This is a genomic window from Bradyrhizobium sp. WSM4872, assembly GCF_055811715.1.
Genome location: NZ_JBVVPT010000001.1, coordinates 544,085 through 560,446 on the forward strand (window position 1 = coordinate 544,085; position 16,362 = coordinate 560,446).

15 protein-coding genes and 1 pseudogene are annotated in these 16,362 nt (G+C 63.8%); 5 read left to right on the top strand and 11 right to left on the bottom strand.

Translation table 11 applies throughout. The features are described from left to right. Window positions 1-210: 210 nt before the first annotated feature. Genes AC0L3C_RS02700 through AC0L3C_RS02710 form a run of 3 tightly spaced genes read left to right on the top strand, consistent with a single transcriptional unit; the run spans window position 211 to window position 4,129 of the window. The gene (locus tag AC0L3C_RS02700) at window positions 211-2,982 is read left to right on the top strand and encodes a xanthine dehydrogenase family protein molybdopterin-binding subunit (RefSeq protein WP_473407063.1); all 2,772 of its coding nucleotides are present in this window, start codon (window positions 211-213) and stop codon (window positions 2,980-2,982) included. After that, the gene (locus AC0L3C_RS02705; RefSeq protein ID WP_473407064.1) at window positions 2,979-3,503 is read left to right on the top strand and encodes a (2Fe-2S)-binding protein; all 525 of its coding nucleotides are present in this window, start codon (window positions 2,979-2,981) and stop codon (window positions 3,501-3,503) included. The genes AC0L3C_RS02700 and AC0L3C_RS02705 overlap by 4 nt, the downstream gene beginning before the upstream one ends. Before the next feature lie 8 nt (window positions 3,504-3,511). Further along, complete coding sequence (locus AC0L3C_RS02710; RefSeq protein ID WP_473407065.1) at window positions 3,512-4,129, top strand: Isoquinoline 1-oxidoreductase subunit; 618 nt, start codon at window positions 3,512-3,514, stop codon at window positions 4,127-4,129. A gap of 138 nt (window positions 4,130-4,267) precedes the next feature. On the opposite strand, the gene AC0L3C_RS02715 is transcribed toward AC0L3C_RS02710, so the two are convergent. The 5 genes from AC0L3C_RS02715 to AC0L3C_RS02735 are packed head-to-tail and all read right to left on the bottom strand — an operon-like array spanning window position 4,268 to window position 10,040. Continuing rightward, window positions 4,268-5,050: a 2-keto-4-pentenoate hydratase gene (locus AC0L3C_RS02715; protein WP_473407066.1), complete on the bottom strand. Its 783-nt coding sequence runs from the start codon at window positions 5,048-5,050 to the stop codon at window positions 4,268-4,270. A gap of 11 nt (window positions 5,051-5,061) precedes the next feature. After that, window positions 5,062-5,943, bottom strand: coding sequence for an alpha/beta fold hydrolase (locus tag AC0L3C_RS02720; protein WP_473407067.1), 882 nt, complete (start codon window positions 5,941-5,943; stop codon window positions 5,062-5,064). 24 nt (window positions 5,944-5,967) lie between these two features. Further along, window positions 5,968-7,779 (bottom strand): FAD-dependent monooxygenase, encoded by a 1,812-nt coding sequence (locus AC0L3C_RS02725; protein ID WP_473407068.1) that lies wholly within the window; start codon window positions 7,777-7,779, stop codon window positions 5,968-5,970. Window positions 7,780-7,824: 45 nt separating this feature from the next. Further along, window positions 7,825-8,775 (bottom strand): 3-carboxyethylcatechol 2,3-dioxygenase, encoded by a 951-nt coding sequence (locus tag AC0L3C_RS02730; RefSeq protein ID WP_473257057.1) that lies wholly within the window; start codon window positions 8,773-8,775, stop codon window positions 7,825-7,827. A 47-nt stretch (window positions 8,776-8,822) separates the two neighbouring features. After that, the gene (locus tag AC0L3C_RS02735) at window positions 8,823-10,040 is read right to left on the bottom strand and encodes an ABC transporter substrate-binding protein (protein ID WP_473250715.1); all 1,218 of its coding nucleotides are present in this window, start codon (window positions 10,038-10,040) and stop codon (window positions 8,823-8,825) included. Window positions 10,041-10,154: 114 nt separating this feature from the next. On the opposite strand from AC0L3C_RS02735, the gene AC0L3C_RS02740 reads away from it, so the two are divergent. After that, entirely contained in the window at window positions 10,155-10,940 is a 786-nt protein-coding gene (locus AC0L3C_RS02740) for an IclR family transcriptional regulator domain-containing protein (protein ID WP_473257059.1), read from the top strand. 176 nt (window positions 10,941-11,116) lie between these two features. Here the strand turns inward: AC0L3C_RS02740 and AC0L3C_RS02745 are convergent. Both AC0L3C_RS02745 and AC0L3C_RS02750 read right to left on the bottom strand, forming a co-directional pair. Next, window positions 11,117-11,308: pseudogene (locus AC0L3C_RS02745) on the bottom strand (GrlR family regulatory protein); the annotation flags it as partial. Between the two features lie 160 nt (window positions 11,309-11,468). After that, on the bottom strand, window positions 11,469-12,242 hold the full coding sequence (locus AC0L3C_RS02750) for a hypothetical protein (protein ID WP_007609501.1): 774 nt from the start codon (window positions 12,240-12,242) through the stop codon (window positions 11,469-11,471). Between the two features lie 280 nt (window positions 12,243-12,522). Between AC0L3C_RS02750 and AC0L3C_RS02755 the strand changes: the two genes are divergently transcribed. Continuing rightward, window positions 12,523-13,455 carry a hypothetical protein gene (locus tag AC0L3C_RS02755; protein WP_007609500.1) on the top strand — a complete coding sequence of 311 codons (933 nt, stop codon included), beginning with the start codon at window positions 12,523-12,525 and terminating at the stop codon, window positions 13,453-13,455. Between the two features lie 23 nt (window positions 13,456-13,478). On the opposite strand, the gene AC0L3C_RS02760 is transcribed toward AC0L3C_RS02755, so the two are convergent. The 4 genes from AC0L3C_RS02760 to AC0L3C_RS02775 form a co-directional block, all read right to left on the bottom strand. After that, the gene (locus AC0L3C_RS02760) at window positions 13,479-14,183 is read right to left on the bottom strand and encodes a GrlR family regulatory protein (protein ID WP_473407069.1); all 705 of its coding nucleotides are present in this window, start codon (window positions 14,181-14,183) and stop codon (window positions 13,479-13,481) included. 281 nt (window positions 14,184-14,464) lie between these two features. Then, entirely contained in the window at window positions 14,465-14,614 is a 150-nt protein-coding gene (locus AC0L3C_RS02765; RefSeq protein ID WP_007591825.1) for a hypothetical protein, read from the bottom strand. 202 nt (window positions 14,615-14,816) lie between these two features. Further along, on the bottom strand, window positions 14,817-15,638 hold the full coding sequence (locus AC0L3C_RS02770; protein WP_473257061.1) for a tetratricopeptide repeat protein: 822 nt from the start codon (window positions 15,636-15,638) through the stop codon (window positions 14,817-14,819). 32 nt (window positions 15,639-15,670) lie between these two features. Next, window positions 15,671-16,354: a substrate-binding domain-containing protein gene (locus tag AC0L3C_RS02775; RefSeq protein WP_473407070.1), complete on the bottom strand. Its 684-nt coding sequence runs from the start codon at window positions 16,352-16,354 to the stop codon at window positions 15,671-15,673. Between the last annotated feature and the right edge of the window lie 8 nt (window positions 16,355-16,362).

The following is a 16,362-nucleotide window of genomic DNA, read 5'->3' on the forward strand; positions in this document are numbered from 1 at the left end:
ACCGTCTTCCGTTCGATTCGACTCTAAAGCAAGCACGAAACCACAATTCGATCTGCGAGCGCACGACATTCAGCGGTTGTAAACCTTCTCACCCGTTCTATCGTCGCATGATGCATCGTGACGGATTCGCGCTGGCGCGCGCCATGCCCTTCGGACATCGCATGTTGACGGCATCCCGATGTTCTCGAAACTCTGTACAAGGATATGATCATGGGGCCTTCGCGACGCGAGTTCGTGAAGTGGTTGTCGGCGGGAGGCATCTCGGTCAGCCTCTCACATCTTGCATCCGCGGCCGGTGTGCCCTTCGCAGCGCACGAGACGCTGCCTGGACGCGGCAAGTTCAATCCCGCGACAAATGGCGCCGGCCGCGTCGACGGCGTCGCCAAGGTCACCGGTGCGAAGCTCTACGCCTCCGACTTCCGCGCCAATGATCTGCAGGGCTGGCCGCAGGCCACCTCGCACGCCATCCTGGTCCGCGCCAACGACGCCACGCACGTCTACACCGGACTGGACCTCGCCCGCCTCGGCGGCGCGCTCAAGCCGTCGGTGGTGGTGACTGCCGCCGAGCTCGACCGGATCGGGACGCAGGTGCCGGAGTTCTACGCGGGCGACCTGTTCTGTCCGATCGGCAAGACGCCGCTCTACCTCGGCCAGCCGGTCGCGCTTTTGATCTTCGAAAAGTTCGACACCTTCGACCAGGCGCGTCTCGCGCTGCGCGACGGCACGTTCGTCCAGTTCGGCGAGGAGACCGGGCCTGTCGTCGTGCCGGATTACGGGGCTTTCCGCTTCACGCGCGTGGCAGGTCCCTCGCCTGACAAGCCGGATGTCTATTCGCCGCTCCAGGCCGGCTGGGTCTCGCCCAAGAAGGTTCAGAGCGCGGCGCTGCCGGTGTGGTCGCCGCTCGCGAAGGACATGCCGGCGGATTACGCCAAGGCGGCGAAACATGGCGAGCAGATTCGTGCCGAGCTTGCCGCGGATGACGCATCCATGCTGGTGCTCGACCGCGAGTTCGAGACGCAATCGGTCGACCCGATGTTCCTGGAGCCCGAATGCGGGCTCGCCTGGTACGACGGCAAGGGCGGCAATCTCGAACTGCTGCTTGGCGTACAGTCGCCCTACGAGGCGGCGGAGTCGATCGCGCATCTGCTCGGCAAGGCCCGCGCGCCCTACAAGCCGGCGCACATCAACGCGCAATTCGCCCATGTCGGCGGCGGCTTTGGTGGCCGCGATCACACGCCTTTCATTCTCTATGTTGCGCTCGCGGCGATCTGCTTTCCCGGCAAGCCGGTGCGGCTGGCGCATGACCGCTACCAGCAGTTTCAGGCCGGCATCAAGCGCCATTCGATCAAGATGCGCTCGCGCATCGGCATCGATCGCGCAACCGGCAAGATCAAGGGGTTCGCCGCCGATCACGTGCTCGACGGCGGCGGGCTCGCCCATTTCTCCGCCAGCGTTGCCGTCGTCGCGGCCACCGGCGCGATCGGCATCTACGACATTCCGAAGGTCGACGTCAGGACCGTCGCGGTGCACTCGCGCGGCGTGAGCGCGGGCTCCATGCGCGGCTACGGCGTCCTGCAAGCCATGACGGCGCTGGAGGTCCTGATCGACGAAGCCGCGTCCGAGCTCAAGCGCGATCCGATCGAATTCCGGCGGCGCAATGCGCTGCCCCAGAACGGCCGGACCATGACGGGCAATCCCTACATCGTCTCGGTGCGGACGCCCGAAATCCTCGACAAGCTCGAGAAGCACCCGATCTGGCAGCAGCGGGCGCAGTTCAAGCAGACCTCGTCGGATCGGCTGGTCGGCACCGGCGTTGCCTGCGTGACGAAAGACTATGGCTCCGGCGCGGACGGCTCGCTCGGCCGTGTCGAGCTTGGACCTGACGGCAAGATCGTGATCTTCTGCGATCATGTCGAGATGGGCAACGGCATCGGGACGGCGCTGGCCAACCGCGTCGCCGGCCATCTTGGCGCCATCGCCGACGAGGTCTCGGTCGCCCGCGTCGACAGCTATGACGTGCTCGGGCTGGTCACGTCGGGCGATCCCTCCACCATGGACCAGAAGACGCAGGATGCCGCGGAGAAAAACCCGCGCTGGGTGCCTGCGATCAGCTCGCCGACGAGTTCCTCGATCGGCGCGCATGTCGGCACGCATTCCGCCGCGGAGGCCGCCCGGGTCATTTTCCGCTTCGGCCTGTGGCCCGCGGCGCTCGAGCTGTGGCGCATCGCAAGGACCGATCCGCGCGCGGGGCAATGGGCTAGCGCAAGCTGGCAGAACGGCCAGCTCACCATGCCCGGCCTCGAACCGCTCGGCCTCCCTACGCTCGCGGCAACGGCTCACACGCGTGGCTTCGTCACCGGTGCGGTTGCGCACAGCTTCTCGCGCTGGGCGTGGTCGCGGGCCCGCTTCCCGCTGTCCGGCGAGCAATACCGCGCCGAGATCGACGCGCTGGCGATCCGCAAAGGCAATAGCAAGTTCGAGCGGGTCAACCGCACCAGCGTCAAGTTTCCGCCGACCGACAACAACCGGATCGGCACCGCCTACACCTCGATGTGCGGCACGGTCGTCCGCGTCGAGATCGAGCGCGCAACCGGCGCGCTTCGCATCGCCAAGGCCTATAGCGTTTTCGAATGCGGCACCGCGCTGGTGCCCGAGGTGGTGATGGGCCAGGCCCAGGGCGGCTTCGCCATGGGCGTCGGCTACGCGTTGCTCGAAACCCTGCCCCCGTTCGAGGGCGGGCCGGGCAACGGCGAATGGAATCTCGGGCGCTATCTGGTCGCACGCGGTTCCGACCTGCCGCTCCGCGATCTCGAGATCGAGATGCTGAAGCCGCTGGTATCGGACGAAGCGCCGAAGGGCATGGCGGAGGTCGTGATGATCCCGATCGTGCCGGCGCTGATCAACGCCATCCACGACGCCACCGGCCATCGCTTCCGCGCGCTGCCGGTCACCGCAAGCCTATTGAAGGGAGTGCTCGCGTGACGACCCTCAGCCTCACCATCAACGGCCAGAAGCACGGTCCGATGGACGTCCGCGACGACCTCTCGATGAACGATTTTCTGCGCGAGATGCTCGGCATGACCGGCACCAAGTTCGGCTGCGGCGCCGCGCAATGCCTGAGCTGCGCCGTCATCATCGACGCGCCCGATGGCACCAGCACCACCAGCCCGACCTGCGTCGCGCCCGCCGTGAATTTCGACGGCAAGTCGATCCGCACCGTCGAGGGGCACGCGAAGGACGGCGAGCTCTCGACCCTGCAAAAGGCCTTCATCGCGCATTTCGCCTTTCAGTGCGGCTATTGCACCGCCGGCTTCCTCAATGAGGGCCAGGTCTTGCTGGAGCGCCTGTCGCGGACACTCGTCGCGCGCGAGGCGCTGGAGCAGACCATCGCTGACGCGCTCGACGGTCATCTCTGCCGCTGCACCGGCTACGTCAAATATCACGAGGCGGTGCGGGACGTGATCCTCGCCGACTCGAAGCGCTACCTCATGGCCACCAAGTGACACGCATCATGATCTCCGACATGCGGTTCAAGATGATTGCCGTGGCCGCCGCCCTCGCCGGCAGTCTCAGTACGGGCTACGCGGCCTCGGAGACGGCAAGCCACGCCCTCGCCTCGCCCGAGAGCTTTGCCTCGATCGGAGACACAGAGAAGCGTTCGGCCGCAATCTTCAGCGAGCTCGGCAAGGTGCTGACAAATCCGCGCTGCACCAATTGCCATCCGGCCGGCGACAGGCCGCACCAGGGCGACAATGCCCGCCTGCATCAGCCGCCGGTCACGCGCGGCGCTGACGGCCACGGCCTTGAGGCGATGCGCTGCAACAGCTGCCATCAGAAGGCCAATTTCGAGCCCGGCCGCATGCCCGGCCATCCCGAATGGCATCTGGCCCCGCGCGAGATGGCCTGGGAGGGCAAGACCGTCGGCGAGATCTGCGAACAGATCAGGGATCCCGCCCGCAATGGCGGGCGCAAGGTGGAAGACCTGATCGACCATATCGGCAAGGACACCCTCGTCGGCTGGGCCTGGAAGCCCGGCTTCGGCCGCTCGCCCGTGCCGGGCACGCAAGAGCAGGCCGGTGCGCTGGTCGAGGCTTGGGTCAAGACCGGAGCGGCGTGTCCGGCTCCGTGACGAGGTCGAAGCGTCCGTTCCGCGGCGAAGTCCAATCGAACTTGTGCGCCGAGCGGCATCACTTCGATAGCGCGGCTTGATCGTTTTCGACTGCACCGCCGCCACCCGAGGAGTTCACGACGCATACGGCTCGTGTGGCTAGGCGAATCGTGCCGAAACGGTCCCGAGCCCGGCGATGTTGGCCTCGAATGCGTCGCCCGGATTCACGGGCACCATCGGCCCCAGCGCTCCGGAGAGAACGACGTCGCCGGCGCGCAGCGGTCGCTTGCGACGCGCCAGTTCGCCGGCGAGCCAGGCCATCGCGTTGAGCGGATTGCCGAGGCAGGCGGCGCCCGTCCCCTTCGAGACCACCTCGTCCTTCCTCGTCATCTGCATCTGGAGCGAGCGGAGATCCAAGCCATCCAGCCGTCTGACGGGTCCTCCAAGAACGAAGAGCCCCGACGAGGCGTTGTCGGCGATGGTATCGACGATCCCAATATCCCAATTGGTGATACGGCTGCCGACGATCTCGAGGGCGGGCATCGCATAGGCCACTGCCCGCACAACGTCGGCCACGGTCGGCGTTTCGACCTCGATATCGCGGTCGAGTAGGAAGGCTACTTCCGCCTCGATCTTCGGCTGCAGGACGCGTCCCACCACGACAGGTTCGTCTTCTCCCACGATCATGTCGGCGAAAAGTACGCCGAAGTCGGGACGATCGACGCCGAGCTGCTTCTGGACCGCACGGGAGGTCAATCCGATCTTGCTTCCGACGACGCGCCGCCCCTCGTTTTCCCAGTGCGCAGTGTTCTCCTGCTGGATGGCGTAGGCTGCATCGACATCGAGCTCTGCCAGTTGCGTCCGGATGGGCGCGATCGGGGTGCCGGCGTAAGCCGCGCGGATCTCGGCGGCGAGCCCGCCGTGCTTGGTTTGCTGGTTCATCTGAACGATCCTTACTTGCCGGTCCGGAGGAATTCGATGTGGAGGCGGTTGAACTGCTCCGCGTCCTCGAACTGAGGCCAGTGGCCGCAGCGGTTCATGACGACGAATTTCGAACCCGGAATCATGTCCGCGATCTGCTTGCCTTCCTCGGGCGTGGCGGTCGGATCATGCGAGGTCCACACGACCATGGTCGGAGCCTTGATCGATCGGTACTGGTCGGCGGTGATCATGTTCGGTCGACGGATTTCCATGTCCTGCAGACACATGATCCGCTTCATCGTGTCGGCGAATCCCGGCTGCGCGTAGATCGCACGACGGGTCTCGATCAGGTCGTCCGAGACCATGCTCTTGTCGCACATCAGGAATTCAAGGCGCGTCTTGATCCGCTCCCATGAGGGATCGGAAGCAGCCTCGTTCGACAGCTTCTTCAGTCGTTCCATCACCTGCGGGTGCGCGGTCCAACCGCCGGCGGTGTTGAGGACCAGTTTCTCCACCACGGCGGGACGATGTACGGCGAGATAGGTCGCGACCCATCCACCCAGCGATTCACCGCTGATCATCGCCTTGTCCCTGCCGAGGATCTTGAGGACGGCGAGCACGTGGTCGGCGTAGTCCTTGACCTGGTAGTGGATCGCGGGCTTGTCGGTCCAACCGTGTCCCAGCATGTCGATGGCAACGAACCAGAAGCTATCGGCATGAGGGCCGAAATTCCTCGAATATGCCTCTGCATGGCCCCCGACACCGTGCAGCGCCAGGACGAGCGGCTTGGACGGGTCGCCCGACTCGATGCAGCGGGTCCGGATTCCGCCGGCGTCGATGTAGTGCTGCTTGAAGGAAGCGCCCCGCAGGTCGGCCCAGACGCTGGAGAAGTTCGCTGGTCTTGTGTCGCTCATGACTCGATCTCGTTGGTTTGTGTGTCAGGCGAAGAGCGGGGTGCCGCTGGGCCTCGATGGCGGCTGCGGCTTCTCGCGCGGGATCGCCGAAAGGTCCGAAACATCGAGGACCCTCCGTATCGCAGCGCTCAGCCGGTCCACGGCTTCTCCGGTGTCCGAAGTCCCCTCCATGTCGCGCCAGGCGACCACACCATCGGGGCGAACAAGAAGAACTCCAGCTTCGTCGATCTCGCGAGTGCGCTGCCACTCGCAATAGAGGTCCTGCGCTTCGGGCGAGCCCGTCACGACGACCCGGAGAAACGGGAGGTCAAGGCGCAGTGCCGCTTCCTTCCATGCGACGCCGGCGAGGCCCGTCACGACGGCAAAGAGGCCCTTACCCGTCACGTCGAGGGTCGACACCCGCAAGCCGTCGCGATCGACGAGCCACGCATGCGGGATCTTGGCACCCGGGCGCGACGTGGGCTGATTGTAGAGGCCGCGATCTCGCCGCCATTGCTCGGGCTCGCCACCGACGTCGGGAATCACGGCCGAGGATTCGTATCGCTGGTTCATCTCGGTACCCTGGGCATTGAATTCCGTCTGCTTGAGATCAAGCGCGGCCTGCGCCGCCTTCCGGGCCGCGACGCCATCTGGGCCCGGATCGCGAAAACGCGCGATGCCGGCGGCGACCGGATTCTCGGCGCCGGGCACGCGGAAGCATGCGTTCAGCGGGGCATAGTCGAGCCGGGACTGGTTGGCGCGCAGCACGATCTGCTTTCCAACCGGCGCCCGCTCCTGTGAGTAGCTTTCCAGAAGCTTCGGACCGGCCCAACCCTTCACGGCGTACGCGAGCTTCCAACCGAGGTTGTGACTGTCCTGTACGCATGTGTTGTTGCCGAGCCCGCTCGACGGCGGATGCCGGTGGACCGCGTCGCCGCCGCAGAACACCCTACCCTTCGAATACTGGGTCACGTAGGCCTGGTTCACATACCAGATCGACGTTCTCAAGATGTCGATCTCAACCGAAGGATCGCCAATCAACACCTTGATCTTCGGAATGATCGCGTCCGGCGACAAGTCCGGTTCACCCTTGCTGATGTCGAAGCCCCACCCGGCGATCCATTGCGTCCACGGATGCACGGCCCGCAGCAGCCCCATGCCGATCTCACCGAAGCTCGCATCCGGCGTCACGATCCAGTTCAGGATGCTCGGCCGATGTTTGCTGTACCTGGAGAGGTCGGCGTTGAAGACGGTGTAGACGGTCCCGGCCCGTGCCATCTGACCTTCGATCGGAAGCCCGAGATGGTCCACCACCATGGATCGAGCGCCGTCCGCGCCGACCATGTAGCGTGCGCGAATGGTGTACTCACGCCCATCCAGGCGATCTCGCAGCGTCGCCGTTACGCCGTCCGCATCCTGCTCATGACGGACATACTCGGTGTTGAATGCGAAGGTCGCACCCTTCTCGGCCGCCTTCTGGAACAGGATGGGCTCGAGCAGCGGTTGAATGATATCGACCATTCCGCACGGACTGGCACGCAGGTAATCGCCGCGGCGATCGTCGCCGGTTCCCCACGTCCGCATCCGGATCAACTCGGAGCCGGCCAGGCTGGTCGTGAAGGTCGTGTCGCCCATCAGTTCCCAGGGGCTCGCGTACCTGGCCACGTCGTCCGCGATCCCGAGATCGCGGAAGACCTCGTTGGCCCGCTGGTTCGTGATGTGGGCTCGCGGACTGTCGGCCATCCAGTTGCCGCGTGACACGATGTGACTGCGAACGCCGCAGTTCGCGAGCGCCAGAGCGGTCGTCGAGCCCGTTGGCCCGGCGCCGATGATGAGCACGTCTGTTTCGTATGCCATTTGCCTGCTCCGCGATGCTTCCGCATTCGCGCGGTGTTTTCGTGATCAGTGAGCGCCGTCAGCCTGTTTGGCCGCCATCATCGCCATGCCGGCGATCCAGCCCGGAATGGCTTCGTAGAATTCCTGCTCCATCTTGAAGCGGCCGCCGGTCGAGAAGGCGCCGAAGGCGGCGACCCATGCGAGCACCTCGTTGGCACCGCGTCCCGCAACTTCGCGGACCTTGTCGGTGTCGAGCGCGTCGGCACGCCAGATCTGGCCGCTACGCAGGATCTCCATGAACTGCGCATCCCAATCCGGATTGAGCGGCTGGCACGGCCCCTCTCCCGCTTCTGCGAGAACGCCCGCCTCGAGCACCCGCTTCTCGCGGGCTTCCTTGGCTTCCGCGGTCGGATTTCGCCCATTAATCAGCCGCTCCCGAATCTCCGGTGGCGCGTCCTTGATCGATGGCAGCGGCGGATCGTGCGAGAGGCCCCCCGACGCGGCAAACAAGACTCGCTTGCCGGAACGCGCAGCGAACCGCCCTACCGATTCACCGATTTGCCGGGCACGGCGGTAGGTCGGAACGGGCGGCGCAGCGGCGTTGACGAAGATCGGCAGGATCGGGATCGACTTGAAGTCACCGAGCATCGCCTCCCACAGTTGAACGAAGCCGTGATCGACCGGCATGCGATAAGATACGGCCACGTCAAAGTCCTCGGCCCTCACGTGGTCGATGAGCTCGAGCGCCGTCTTCTCCGGAACATCCAGCGGTCCCGTCCCGCCTCCCCAGTCGCCCAGCGAGACTGCGCCGGCCCCGACGCAGAACGAGGGCATCAGGTCGTAGAAGAAGCCGTTGAAGTGATCGGGAGCGAACTGGATGATGTAGTCGGGTGCGAACTCCTTCACGAAGGTCCCGAGCCGTCCAAACGCGGTTCGGACGCGTTGCTCGGTTTCGTTGCTGGCCGGTCCCTTGTACATCAGAGGCGTGTGAGAAGCGCAGACGATGGCGACTGACATGTTCGGATTCCTCGCGCCGAGTTGGATGGTCGATCGATGGCTGGCGGCTACTTCTTCACCAGCGGGCACGGACTTTCGGATAGCGGGCGGTTGACGGACTCGCCGGGCAGCGTCTGAATGACGTTGTAGAGATCCCAGGCACCCTTGTTTTCGCCAGGCTTCTTGACCCGGAGCAGGTACATGTCGTGGATCATCTTGCGGTCGGCACGGATATAGCCGTCGGCCGCGAAGAAGTCGTGCACGTGTTCCTTCTCCATCTGCTTCATGACCGTCGGGGCGTCGTCGGTACCCGTGGCCTTGACGGCCTTCAGGTAGTGCGCGACCGAGGAGTAGACGCCCGCATGGAATCCGGTCGGCATTATCTTGGCTTTGGCGAAGAAGCGTTCGGCCCAAGCGCGCGTTTCGGGCGTCCGGTCCCAGTAGAACGGCGACACTTCGTAGGCATCGTGCGCGATCTTCTGACCTACCGCGTAGACGTCCGTCAGCACCGATTGAAGCGGAACGATCTTGGCCGTTGAGCTCAGACCGAATTCGTCCGCCTGCTTCAGCGCGGTCACCGTATCGCCGCTCGACGCCGCGATCGCGATCACGTTGGCGCCGGCATTGGACGCGGTGAGTAGGAACGAAGCGAAGTCGGACGTGTTCGGCGGGAACACCGAGTTGCCGACCACCTGCCCGCCATTGAGCTTGACTTGCTCAGACGTATCGCGCGTCAGGGCATTGCCGTACGCCTGATCGACTGTGAGGAAGTACCATTTCGTTCCGCCGGCCTCGACCACGGACTTGGCGGCGCCTTTCGCGAGATTGTAGGTGTCAACCGTCCACTGGACCGTTAGCGGCGAGCAGGCCTTGCCGTTGAAGTCCGAGGAGGTCGAACCGGACAACAGCATGATTTTGCTCTTCTGCGCCGCCATGTTCTGCACGGCGAAGCCGATCGGGGATCCCTGCATGTCGGCGATCGCGTCCACGCCTTCGACGTCGAACCAGCGTCCGGCGATCTGCGATCCGACGTCCGGCTTGCCCTGGTGGTCGGCCGAGATCACCTCGACGTTGAGGCCGGCGCCGAAGTCCTCGGCGGCCATTTCAGCCGCGATCACCGAACCCTTGCCGTTCGCCATGGCCGTGGGGCCGGCGATGTCAGTCAGGACACCGACCTTGACCTTGCCTCCGCTGAGATTCGGGGGGCCGCCGGCGGTCTGCGCCGCGACCGGCGCCGCGAGAGCCAAGCACACGGCCGCAGACAAATAAAAGCTTGAATGAACCATCGTTTCCTCCCGTCGCCGCCCTTTTGGGCGTGCCGGGATGGATTGCCGCCGATTGAACTAGGATTCCATCTGAGTCTATGAAATGTTCGCAGTGCGAACACGTCTGGAGGGATCATGCACCGCAGCGTAAGGGCACTTTCCCGTGGCTTGGCGCTGATCAACGAGCTCAATGCAAGCGGCCCATCCAACGTCGTACAGCTTGCAAAGCGGACAGGACTCAACCGTACCACCTGCTATCGTCTGCTCGATACGCTGCGCGAAGATGGCTACGTGACCTTTGACGAGACGAATGCCTTGTTCGGCTTGACGTCCCAAGTACGCACCTTGAGCGAAGGCGTGTCTTCACGGGATCTATCGAGCCAGGCGGCACTGCCCGCGATGTTCGGCCTACTGGATGGCGTCTCCTGGCCAAGCGACTTCGGAGTGTTCGAACTCGGGTCGGTACTTATTCGGGAAAGCACACATCCCTTCAGTCCGTTCTCCGTTCATCGGTCCATGGTCGGACGGAGGAGATCCTTGGTGCGCAGCGCGCTTGGGAAAGCCATCTTGGCTGCCTCCGCGCCTGCTCTGCGACGAGAGATGCTGGACCTCACCGCATCACTCGTCGAGGAGGACGCGGCTTTGGCGAAAGACCGTCGTTTCATCGAGGACATTCTCTCACAGACGAAAAAGGACGGTTACGCCTCGTCCGTCGGTGGATCGGAGGCGGGCATCAGCGCGATCGCGCTGGCCATTCCGGGGGGCGGCCCCGTCCTCGGCAGCCTGAATCTGATTTTCTTCTCATCGTCGATGACGCCGGAGGCGGCCGCCAAAAAGTATCTGCCCAACATGCGGGCGGCGGTGAAGGAAATCGAGCGGCGGTGGTCCGCGGCAAACAAGGCGCGCGGAAAAGTCTCTTGACGCAGCCGCCTACGTGTTGCGCGCGAATGAAAAGGTGAGCCCTTGTCCCAAACGCCACTTCGAGGAGTGGCGAAGGATCTGCGGCCCGCGAGCGTCAAAACCACAGGAACCAATGTTCATGGCCGTGTTTCGCGCGTGAAAAGCAGATACTTGCAAGCTTATGTGTACCCGCACCTTCACGCCCGCCGCATCAGCTTGAGCGAGGCCGCCAGCCGCAGGCTGCGCTTGCCGGCAAGCGCGATGCCTTCGAGTTCGCCGCTGTCTTCCGTGCAGGTGCCGGAGAAGCCGATCCCGACCTCGTAGCCGCCGAACAAGGGGTTCTCGCCTTTCGGCGACGTTTGCACCGGGTTCAGCATCTCAACTTTCCACGGCAATCCGCCGAGGAGTATATTGCGGTGACAGTGCACTTTGGTTCAGTCAGCACCTCGAGCGCACGAGTGTGGCTGGGATCATTGAGTGCACTGTCACCGCAAAGCAGGAACTTTCCGTCACGGATGCGCCACTCTTCCTAGCCGCACTCGCCCGAGCCTATGCCAGCCTGCCAACAGCCCCGCTTGCGGGGAAGTCCTTTTGGTAGGCCACGAACGTATCGGACGGGAACAACCAGGACGTATCGTCGTAGTTGACCCACGCCCCGCTACTGTAACGACCGCGCCCGTTCCACGCGACTTGAGCCTTGCGATTGGCGTAGTTCCGGTCCCCCTTCGGAAGCACGTTGCCGTTGGAAACGAACTTGCCGCCGGTGTCGTACGAGCCCTGGATCGCCACGATCTCGTGCACCAGCTGCCACAGCACCCACACCCGAACCATTCCGTCCGCTGGCGGACTGATCTGGACCGTTTCTGTGTACGAGCTTTCGTCGCTAGTCGTCACGGATTTCGAGAACGTCGCTGACACCTCGGCGCTCAGTGCGCCGTACGAGATGCCCAGCGATGCGGTAATCGACTGTGAGACTGTCGAGGATACCCCCTGAGTCTTCGTGACACTGATCGTCAGGGTGTTGCCCACTGGAATCCGATGGTACGACTTCCCAACGGGGCGCCAGAACTGCCGCAAGACCAGCTGGTAGACCGGCGGCCCCTTGCCGTCCCAGTAGTTCTCGATGATCGCGGTGGTGTTTGACAGATTCTCGTTCGGCTCGTCGCAGACATAGGCGCTCTTGCTCGAATTGTCGGAATTGGCCCACATGACCAAGGGCCGATCCACGCTTTGAAGCTGGACATAGGCTGACCTGTCCGGCGGCTGACTGTTCGCGTTCGCGAGTTCGGGGACGAGCGGGAAATCTGTGTTCGTATCAGGCATTTTGAAAGACTCCGTAATGGCACGCCTCATGAAAGACAATTTTAAGTAGTATTTTGTAGTATCGGAAACAACACACGCACTGAAGATCGCTGCCGGCCTATCGCTGCATACTGCGACGCCGCACGGGCTCGGCCGCGCCTCAGCTAAACTTCCTTGGGGCGGCCGGTGCCCGAGCAATCGCCAGAAACCTAGCGGCTTCTACTCAGGATTGAATGGAAAACATTGCGCCTATCGCTTCGCCCCTTTTATATTTTCCTCACGTCAGGATCAGGGGGCGGCTTTGGAGCAGGACGAACTTGAGCGCTTGGTTGGCGGCCGGTTGCGATTGACGCTTGATGAGATCGTGCAGCATTCTCGCCTGCCTGAGGCGCGGCACGCTTATCTGGCAAGCTTCGTGAAGGTGTACGAGGGCGAACCATTTCTGGTTCGGCTTCTCCTGGAGGCGGGGCGGTTCTTTGTCTTCCACTGTGCGGCAGTCCTCGAAGCCGCCCATGACCCTTCCCGACGCGAGACCTGGTTCACCGTCAGCGCCCTCAAACAGCAACTTGCCTTGTTCGGATACGCGAGCGACCGGCAGGTGGATCATTTGATCGCGCGGTTGCGGGAGGTCGGGTTTCTCGAATTGCGCAGAGCCCCCGACGACGGCCGGGTCCGATTGCTGGCAACCACGGACAGGCTGCGCGCGCATCACATCGAATGGCTGGTGGCTCACTATGTGCCCCTTGCCACGCTGTATCCCGGTCACGATTACGGCCCGATATTTTCGCGCGATCGGGACTTTTACGTCCTCAACTGCAGCAAATCTCCGCCCTTCAATCCTGCAGCGGCTCGCCTCATGATGACGCTGCCGGACACGATGCTGTTCTTCAGCCATGCCGCCGGGCCGCTCATCCAGAATGCGGTGCTCAAGGCTGCAATGGATGCCGGCGACCCGAGCGCGGTCGTGCCCTATATCGAGGCCACCAGCCGTTTCGGCGTCTCCCGAACCCATGTCCGCAACTTGATGATCTCCGCTGAATCAGCCGGGCTCGTCAGGATCATCGGACGCGGGGGACGCAACATCGAGATTCTTCCGCGTTTCTGGGCAAGCTATGACCGTGGCCTCGCAGTGGGGATGTACCTCACCGATGCGGTCAATCTGGTCACGACGCGTGAGTGGCTCGAGAGATCCAGCCAAATCATGCGACCCTCTGCATTGGAGAACCAGGACTAGCACGCGACGAGATGATCGGTAGCCTACGCCCTTCGCATCAGCTTGAGCGATGCTGCCAGCCGCAAGCTACGCTTGCCAGCGAGCGCAATGCCTTCGAGCTCGCCGCTGTCTTCTGTGCAGGTGCCGGAGAAGCCGATCCCGACCTCGTAGCCGCCGAACACGGGGTTTTCGCCTTTCGCTGGCGTGTGCTCCTGGTTGAGCATCTCGCCCTTCCAGCGGCCGTCCGCCGAGGAATAGGAGCCGAGATAGTAGAAGAACGCATCTCCGCCCAGGATGCGGCCGTCCATCAGCAGCATGACGCCGGAGAGCCCGGCATCGACGCCGTCGAGCGCGCGCAGATGGATCGCATAGAGCCCGTTCACGACCCCGCCCGGACCAATCGTCCCCTGCGGCGGCAATCCCTCGTCATCGAGCCGCGTGAGATTGGCCCAGAAACCGGCACCCGGCATCGTGTCCGCGCTGCCCGCGAGACGGATCTGGTTGCCGACGAGCCGCCCCCGTGCGCCGATCGAGGCGACATCAGCCCCCATCAGCGGCTTGTAGTTGGGATCGTCGTTGTGCCGTTCGGTGATGACTTCGGCGATGATCTCGCCATCGCGCACGAAATAGCTTCCGAGATGCGCAAAAGCCGAATTGCCGCCCAGCAGCTTGCCGTCATGCATGCACATGATGCTGCGGCCGAAGGCATCGTTGACGCCGTATTCAACCTTGTAGAGCCCGTCCAGCAACGCAATTGACCCGGAATATCAAAAGGAAAGCACGCGCTACCTAGCACCAGCGTCGCACGAAGGCCATCGGGCTTTTTCGCGCAGGGCCATTCGCGAAGCCACACCCTGCCATGATGCCATCATGCGCCTGTTTTGCCCGACGGCGCAAGCGATTTCGGCAATTCCGTAGATGGCGATTTCACACCATTTGCGAGAGCTGAGATTTCAAGCACTTGGCTACTGTGCATGGGGTTGTTTTTCGCGTTTTTTGTTCGGGCGGTCGCGACGGCCTTCCTCAGGCGCTAGTGACGCTTGAAATACTGCACCTCGCGCTCATGCTTCTCGGCCGCCGCACGGCTCCTGAACGTGCCGAGGTTGCGGCGCTTGCCGGTCTTGGGATTCACCTTGCGCGAATAGAGCCGATATTCGCCGGATGCGAGCTTGCGAATCATGGTTGCGCCTCCTGCTGTCGAGGATTCAACGGACCGTGTCCGAGCTGGTTCCTGACGCATTCGACCCCGTCGACACAAGCACGACGCCCGCAACAATTTCGCCTATTACTACAAGTGAGCGACAGCATGATCCGGAAAAGTGCGCAGCGGTTGTCCGAAAAGGTCATGCTCACACATGAATCCAAAGCGCGTTCATCGCGCTTTAGAAGCACAGCGTGGTGACGAGCTTGCCCTGCTTGTCCTTGATCGCATAGGGACAGCGCAGCCGCTCCAGCGCCTGCTTGGCATCCGCGTCGCCGAGCGCCGCAGCGCGCTCGTAATAGGATTTCGCGGCGTCCTTGTCCTTTGGTCCGCCGCGGCCTTCCTGCGCGAAGGCGCCCATCCGCTCCAGCGCGCCGGGATGGTTTTGCGCGGCAGCCTTCTCGAACAGCGCACGCGCCGCGGCGTCGTCCTTCGCACCACCCGTACCTTCGGAGAGCATCATGCCGAGCTGGTATTGCGCCTCGGCATTGGTCTCGGCGGCCTTGCCGAGCAATGCGCGCGCCTGTGCGGGATCGGCCGGCGCGGCACCGCCGCTGCCGCCGAGCGCGGCGAGATTGCTGATGCCGCGGGGATTGCCGGCCTGCGCCGCTTTCTCGAACAATTTGCGCGCCTGCGCTTCATCCCTGGCGACACCGGAGCCGGTGCCGTAGGCGACACCGAGCTCGACCATTGCCGCACTCGATCCCTTGTCCGCGGCCTTGCGCCAGGCGGCCATCGCGTCCGCCGTCTGCCGGTTGGCGGCATAGGCGCGGCCGAGCGCGAACATCGCGCGCCGCGATGAGGGTGCGGCCTGCTTGCAGAATTTGATGGCGGTCGCAACGTCGGAGGCCGCAATCTCCGTCACGCCCTTCATATCGGCCGGCTTGTCGGGATCGCTGGGGTCCGCGGCGACGCGGTCGCACAGGACGAGATCGGCCGATTGCGCATGCGCCGACAACGGCGCCGCAAGCGTGAGAAGGATGGCAACGAGGAAAGTCCGCATGGACGCCAAGTTGCGTCGTCGCCCCGGCAAATTCAAGGCTCGAGTCCTGATTGGCGCAGCACGGGGACGACCTCGGGTGATGCCAGATAGCGCAGCAGCCGATCCGCGGCGTCGGCATGCTCGGCGTTTGTCATCCGGCCGACGGAGAACACGGCCGGCGTTTGCAGATCATGCGGAATCGGTCCGATCACCTCGATGCCCTCGACCTGCTTCAGCTCGCTGATCTGCTGCACGGCGAGCTCAGCCTCGCCGCTCACGAGCCGCTCCGCGGTAAAGCCCTGCTCGACGATGGTGGCTTTGGCGTTGATCTCTGCCGCGATGCCCATCTGCGCGATCAACCGGGCGAAATAGACGCCGCTCGCACCCAGCCGCGAATAGGCCACGGACCGCGCCGCGAGCAGCGCCTTGCGCAGTGCGGTTTCCGTGGCGATATCGGGATGCGCTTGCCCCACCCGCACCGCGATGCCGACGAAGGAGCGCGCGAGATCGGCCGCGTTCCCTGAGACGACGCGACCCTCGTCGATCATCTCGTCGAGCCCTTCGCGGGTGAGGATGACGAGATCGGCGGCCTCGCCGTCGCGCAACCGCTTGAGCAGCGCCAGCGTCGGCGCGAAATCGGCGTCGATGTGGACGCCGGTTGCGGTCTCGTACGCGGAGGACAGGCTGCGCATCGCGCCCATCAGGCCGAGCGTCGAAAGCATGCGAATTTTTTCCATCAGCGATT

What these genes read in the sequence shown, in the direction of transcription:
- AC0L3C_RS02700 (WP_473407063.1), top strand. Translation starts at nt 211, where the DNA reads ATGGGGCCTTCGCGACGCGAGTTCGTGAAGTGGTTGTCGGCGGGAGGC.
- AC0L3C_RS02750 (WP_007609501.1), bottom strand. Translation starts at nt 12,242, where the DNA reads ATGCCTGATACGAACACAGATTTCCCGCTCGTCCCCGAACTCGCGAAC.
- AC0L3C_RS02725 (WP_473407068.1), bottom strand. Translation starts at nt 7,779, where the DNA reads ATGGCATACGAAACAGACGTGCTCATCATCGGCGCCGGGCCAACGGGC.
- AC0L3C_RS02740 (WP_473257059.1), top strand. Translation starts at nt 10,155, where the DNA reads ATGCACCGCAGCGTAAGGGCACTTTCCCGTGGCTTGGCGCTGATCAAC.
- AC0L3C_RS02765 (WP_007591825.1), bottom strand. Translation starts at nt 14,614, where the DNA reads ATGATTCGCAAGCTCGCATCCGGCGAATATCGGCTCTATTCGCGCAAG.
- AC0L3C_RS02775 (WP_473407070.1), bottom strand. Translation starts at nt 16,354, where the DNA reads ATGGAAAAAATTCGCATGCTTTCGACGCTCGGCCTGATGGGCGCGATG.
- AC0L3C_RS02710 (WP_473407065.1), top strand. Translation starts at nt 3,512, where the DNA reads ATGATCTCCGACATGCGGTTCAAGATGATTGCCGTGGCCGCCGCCCTC.
- AC0L3C_RS02730 (WP_473257057.1), bottom strand. Translation starts at nt 8,775, where the DNA reads ATGTCAGTCGCCATCGTCTGCGCTTCTCACACGCCTCTGATGTACAAG.
- AC0L3C_RS02715 (WP_473407066.1), bottom strand. Translation starts at nt 5,050, where the DNA reads ATGAACCAGCAAACCAAGCACGGCGGGCTCGCCGCCGAGATCCGCGCG.
- AC0L3C_RS02735 (WP_473250715.1), bottom strand. Translation starts at nt 10,040, where the DNA reads ATGGTTCATTCAAGCTTTTATTTGTCTGCGGCCGTGTGCTTGGCTCTC.
- AC0L3C_RS02720 (WP_473407067.1), bottom strand. Translation starts at nt 5,943, where the DNA reads ATGAGCGACACAAGACCAGCGAACTTCTCCAGCGTCTGGGCCGACCTG.
- AC0L3C_RS02770 (WP_473257061.1), bottom strand. Translation starts at nt 15,638, where the DNA reads ATGCGGACTTTCCTCGTTGCCATCCTTCTCACGCTTGCGGCGCCGTTG.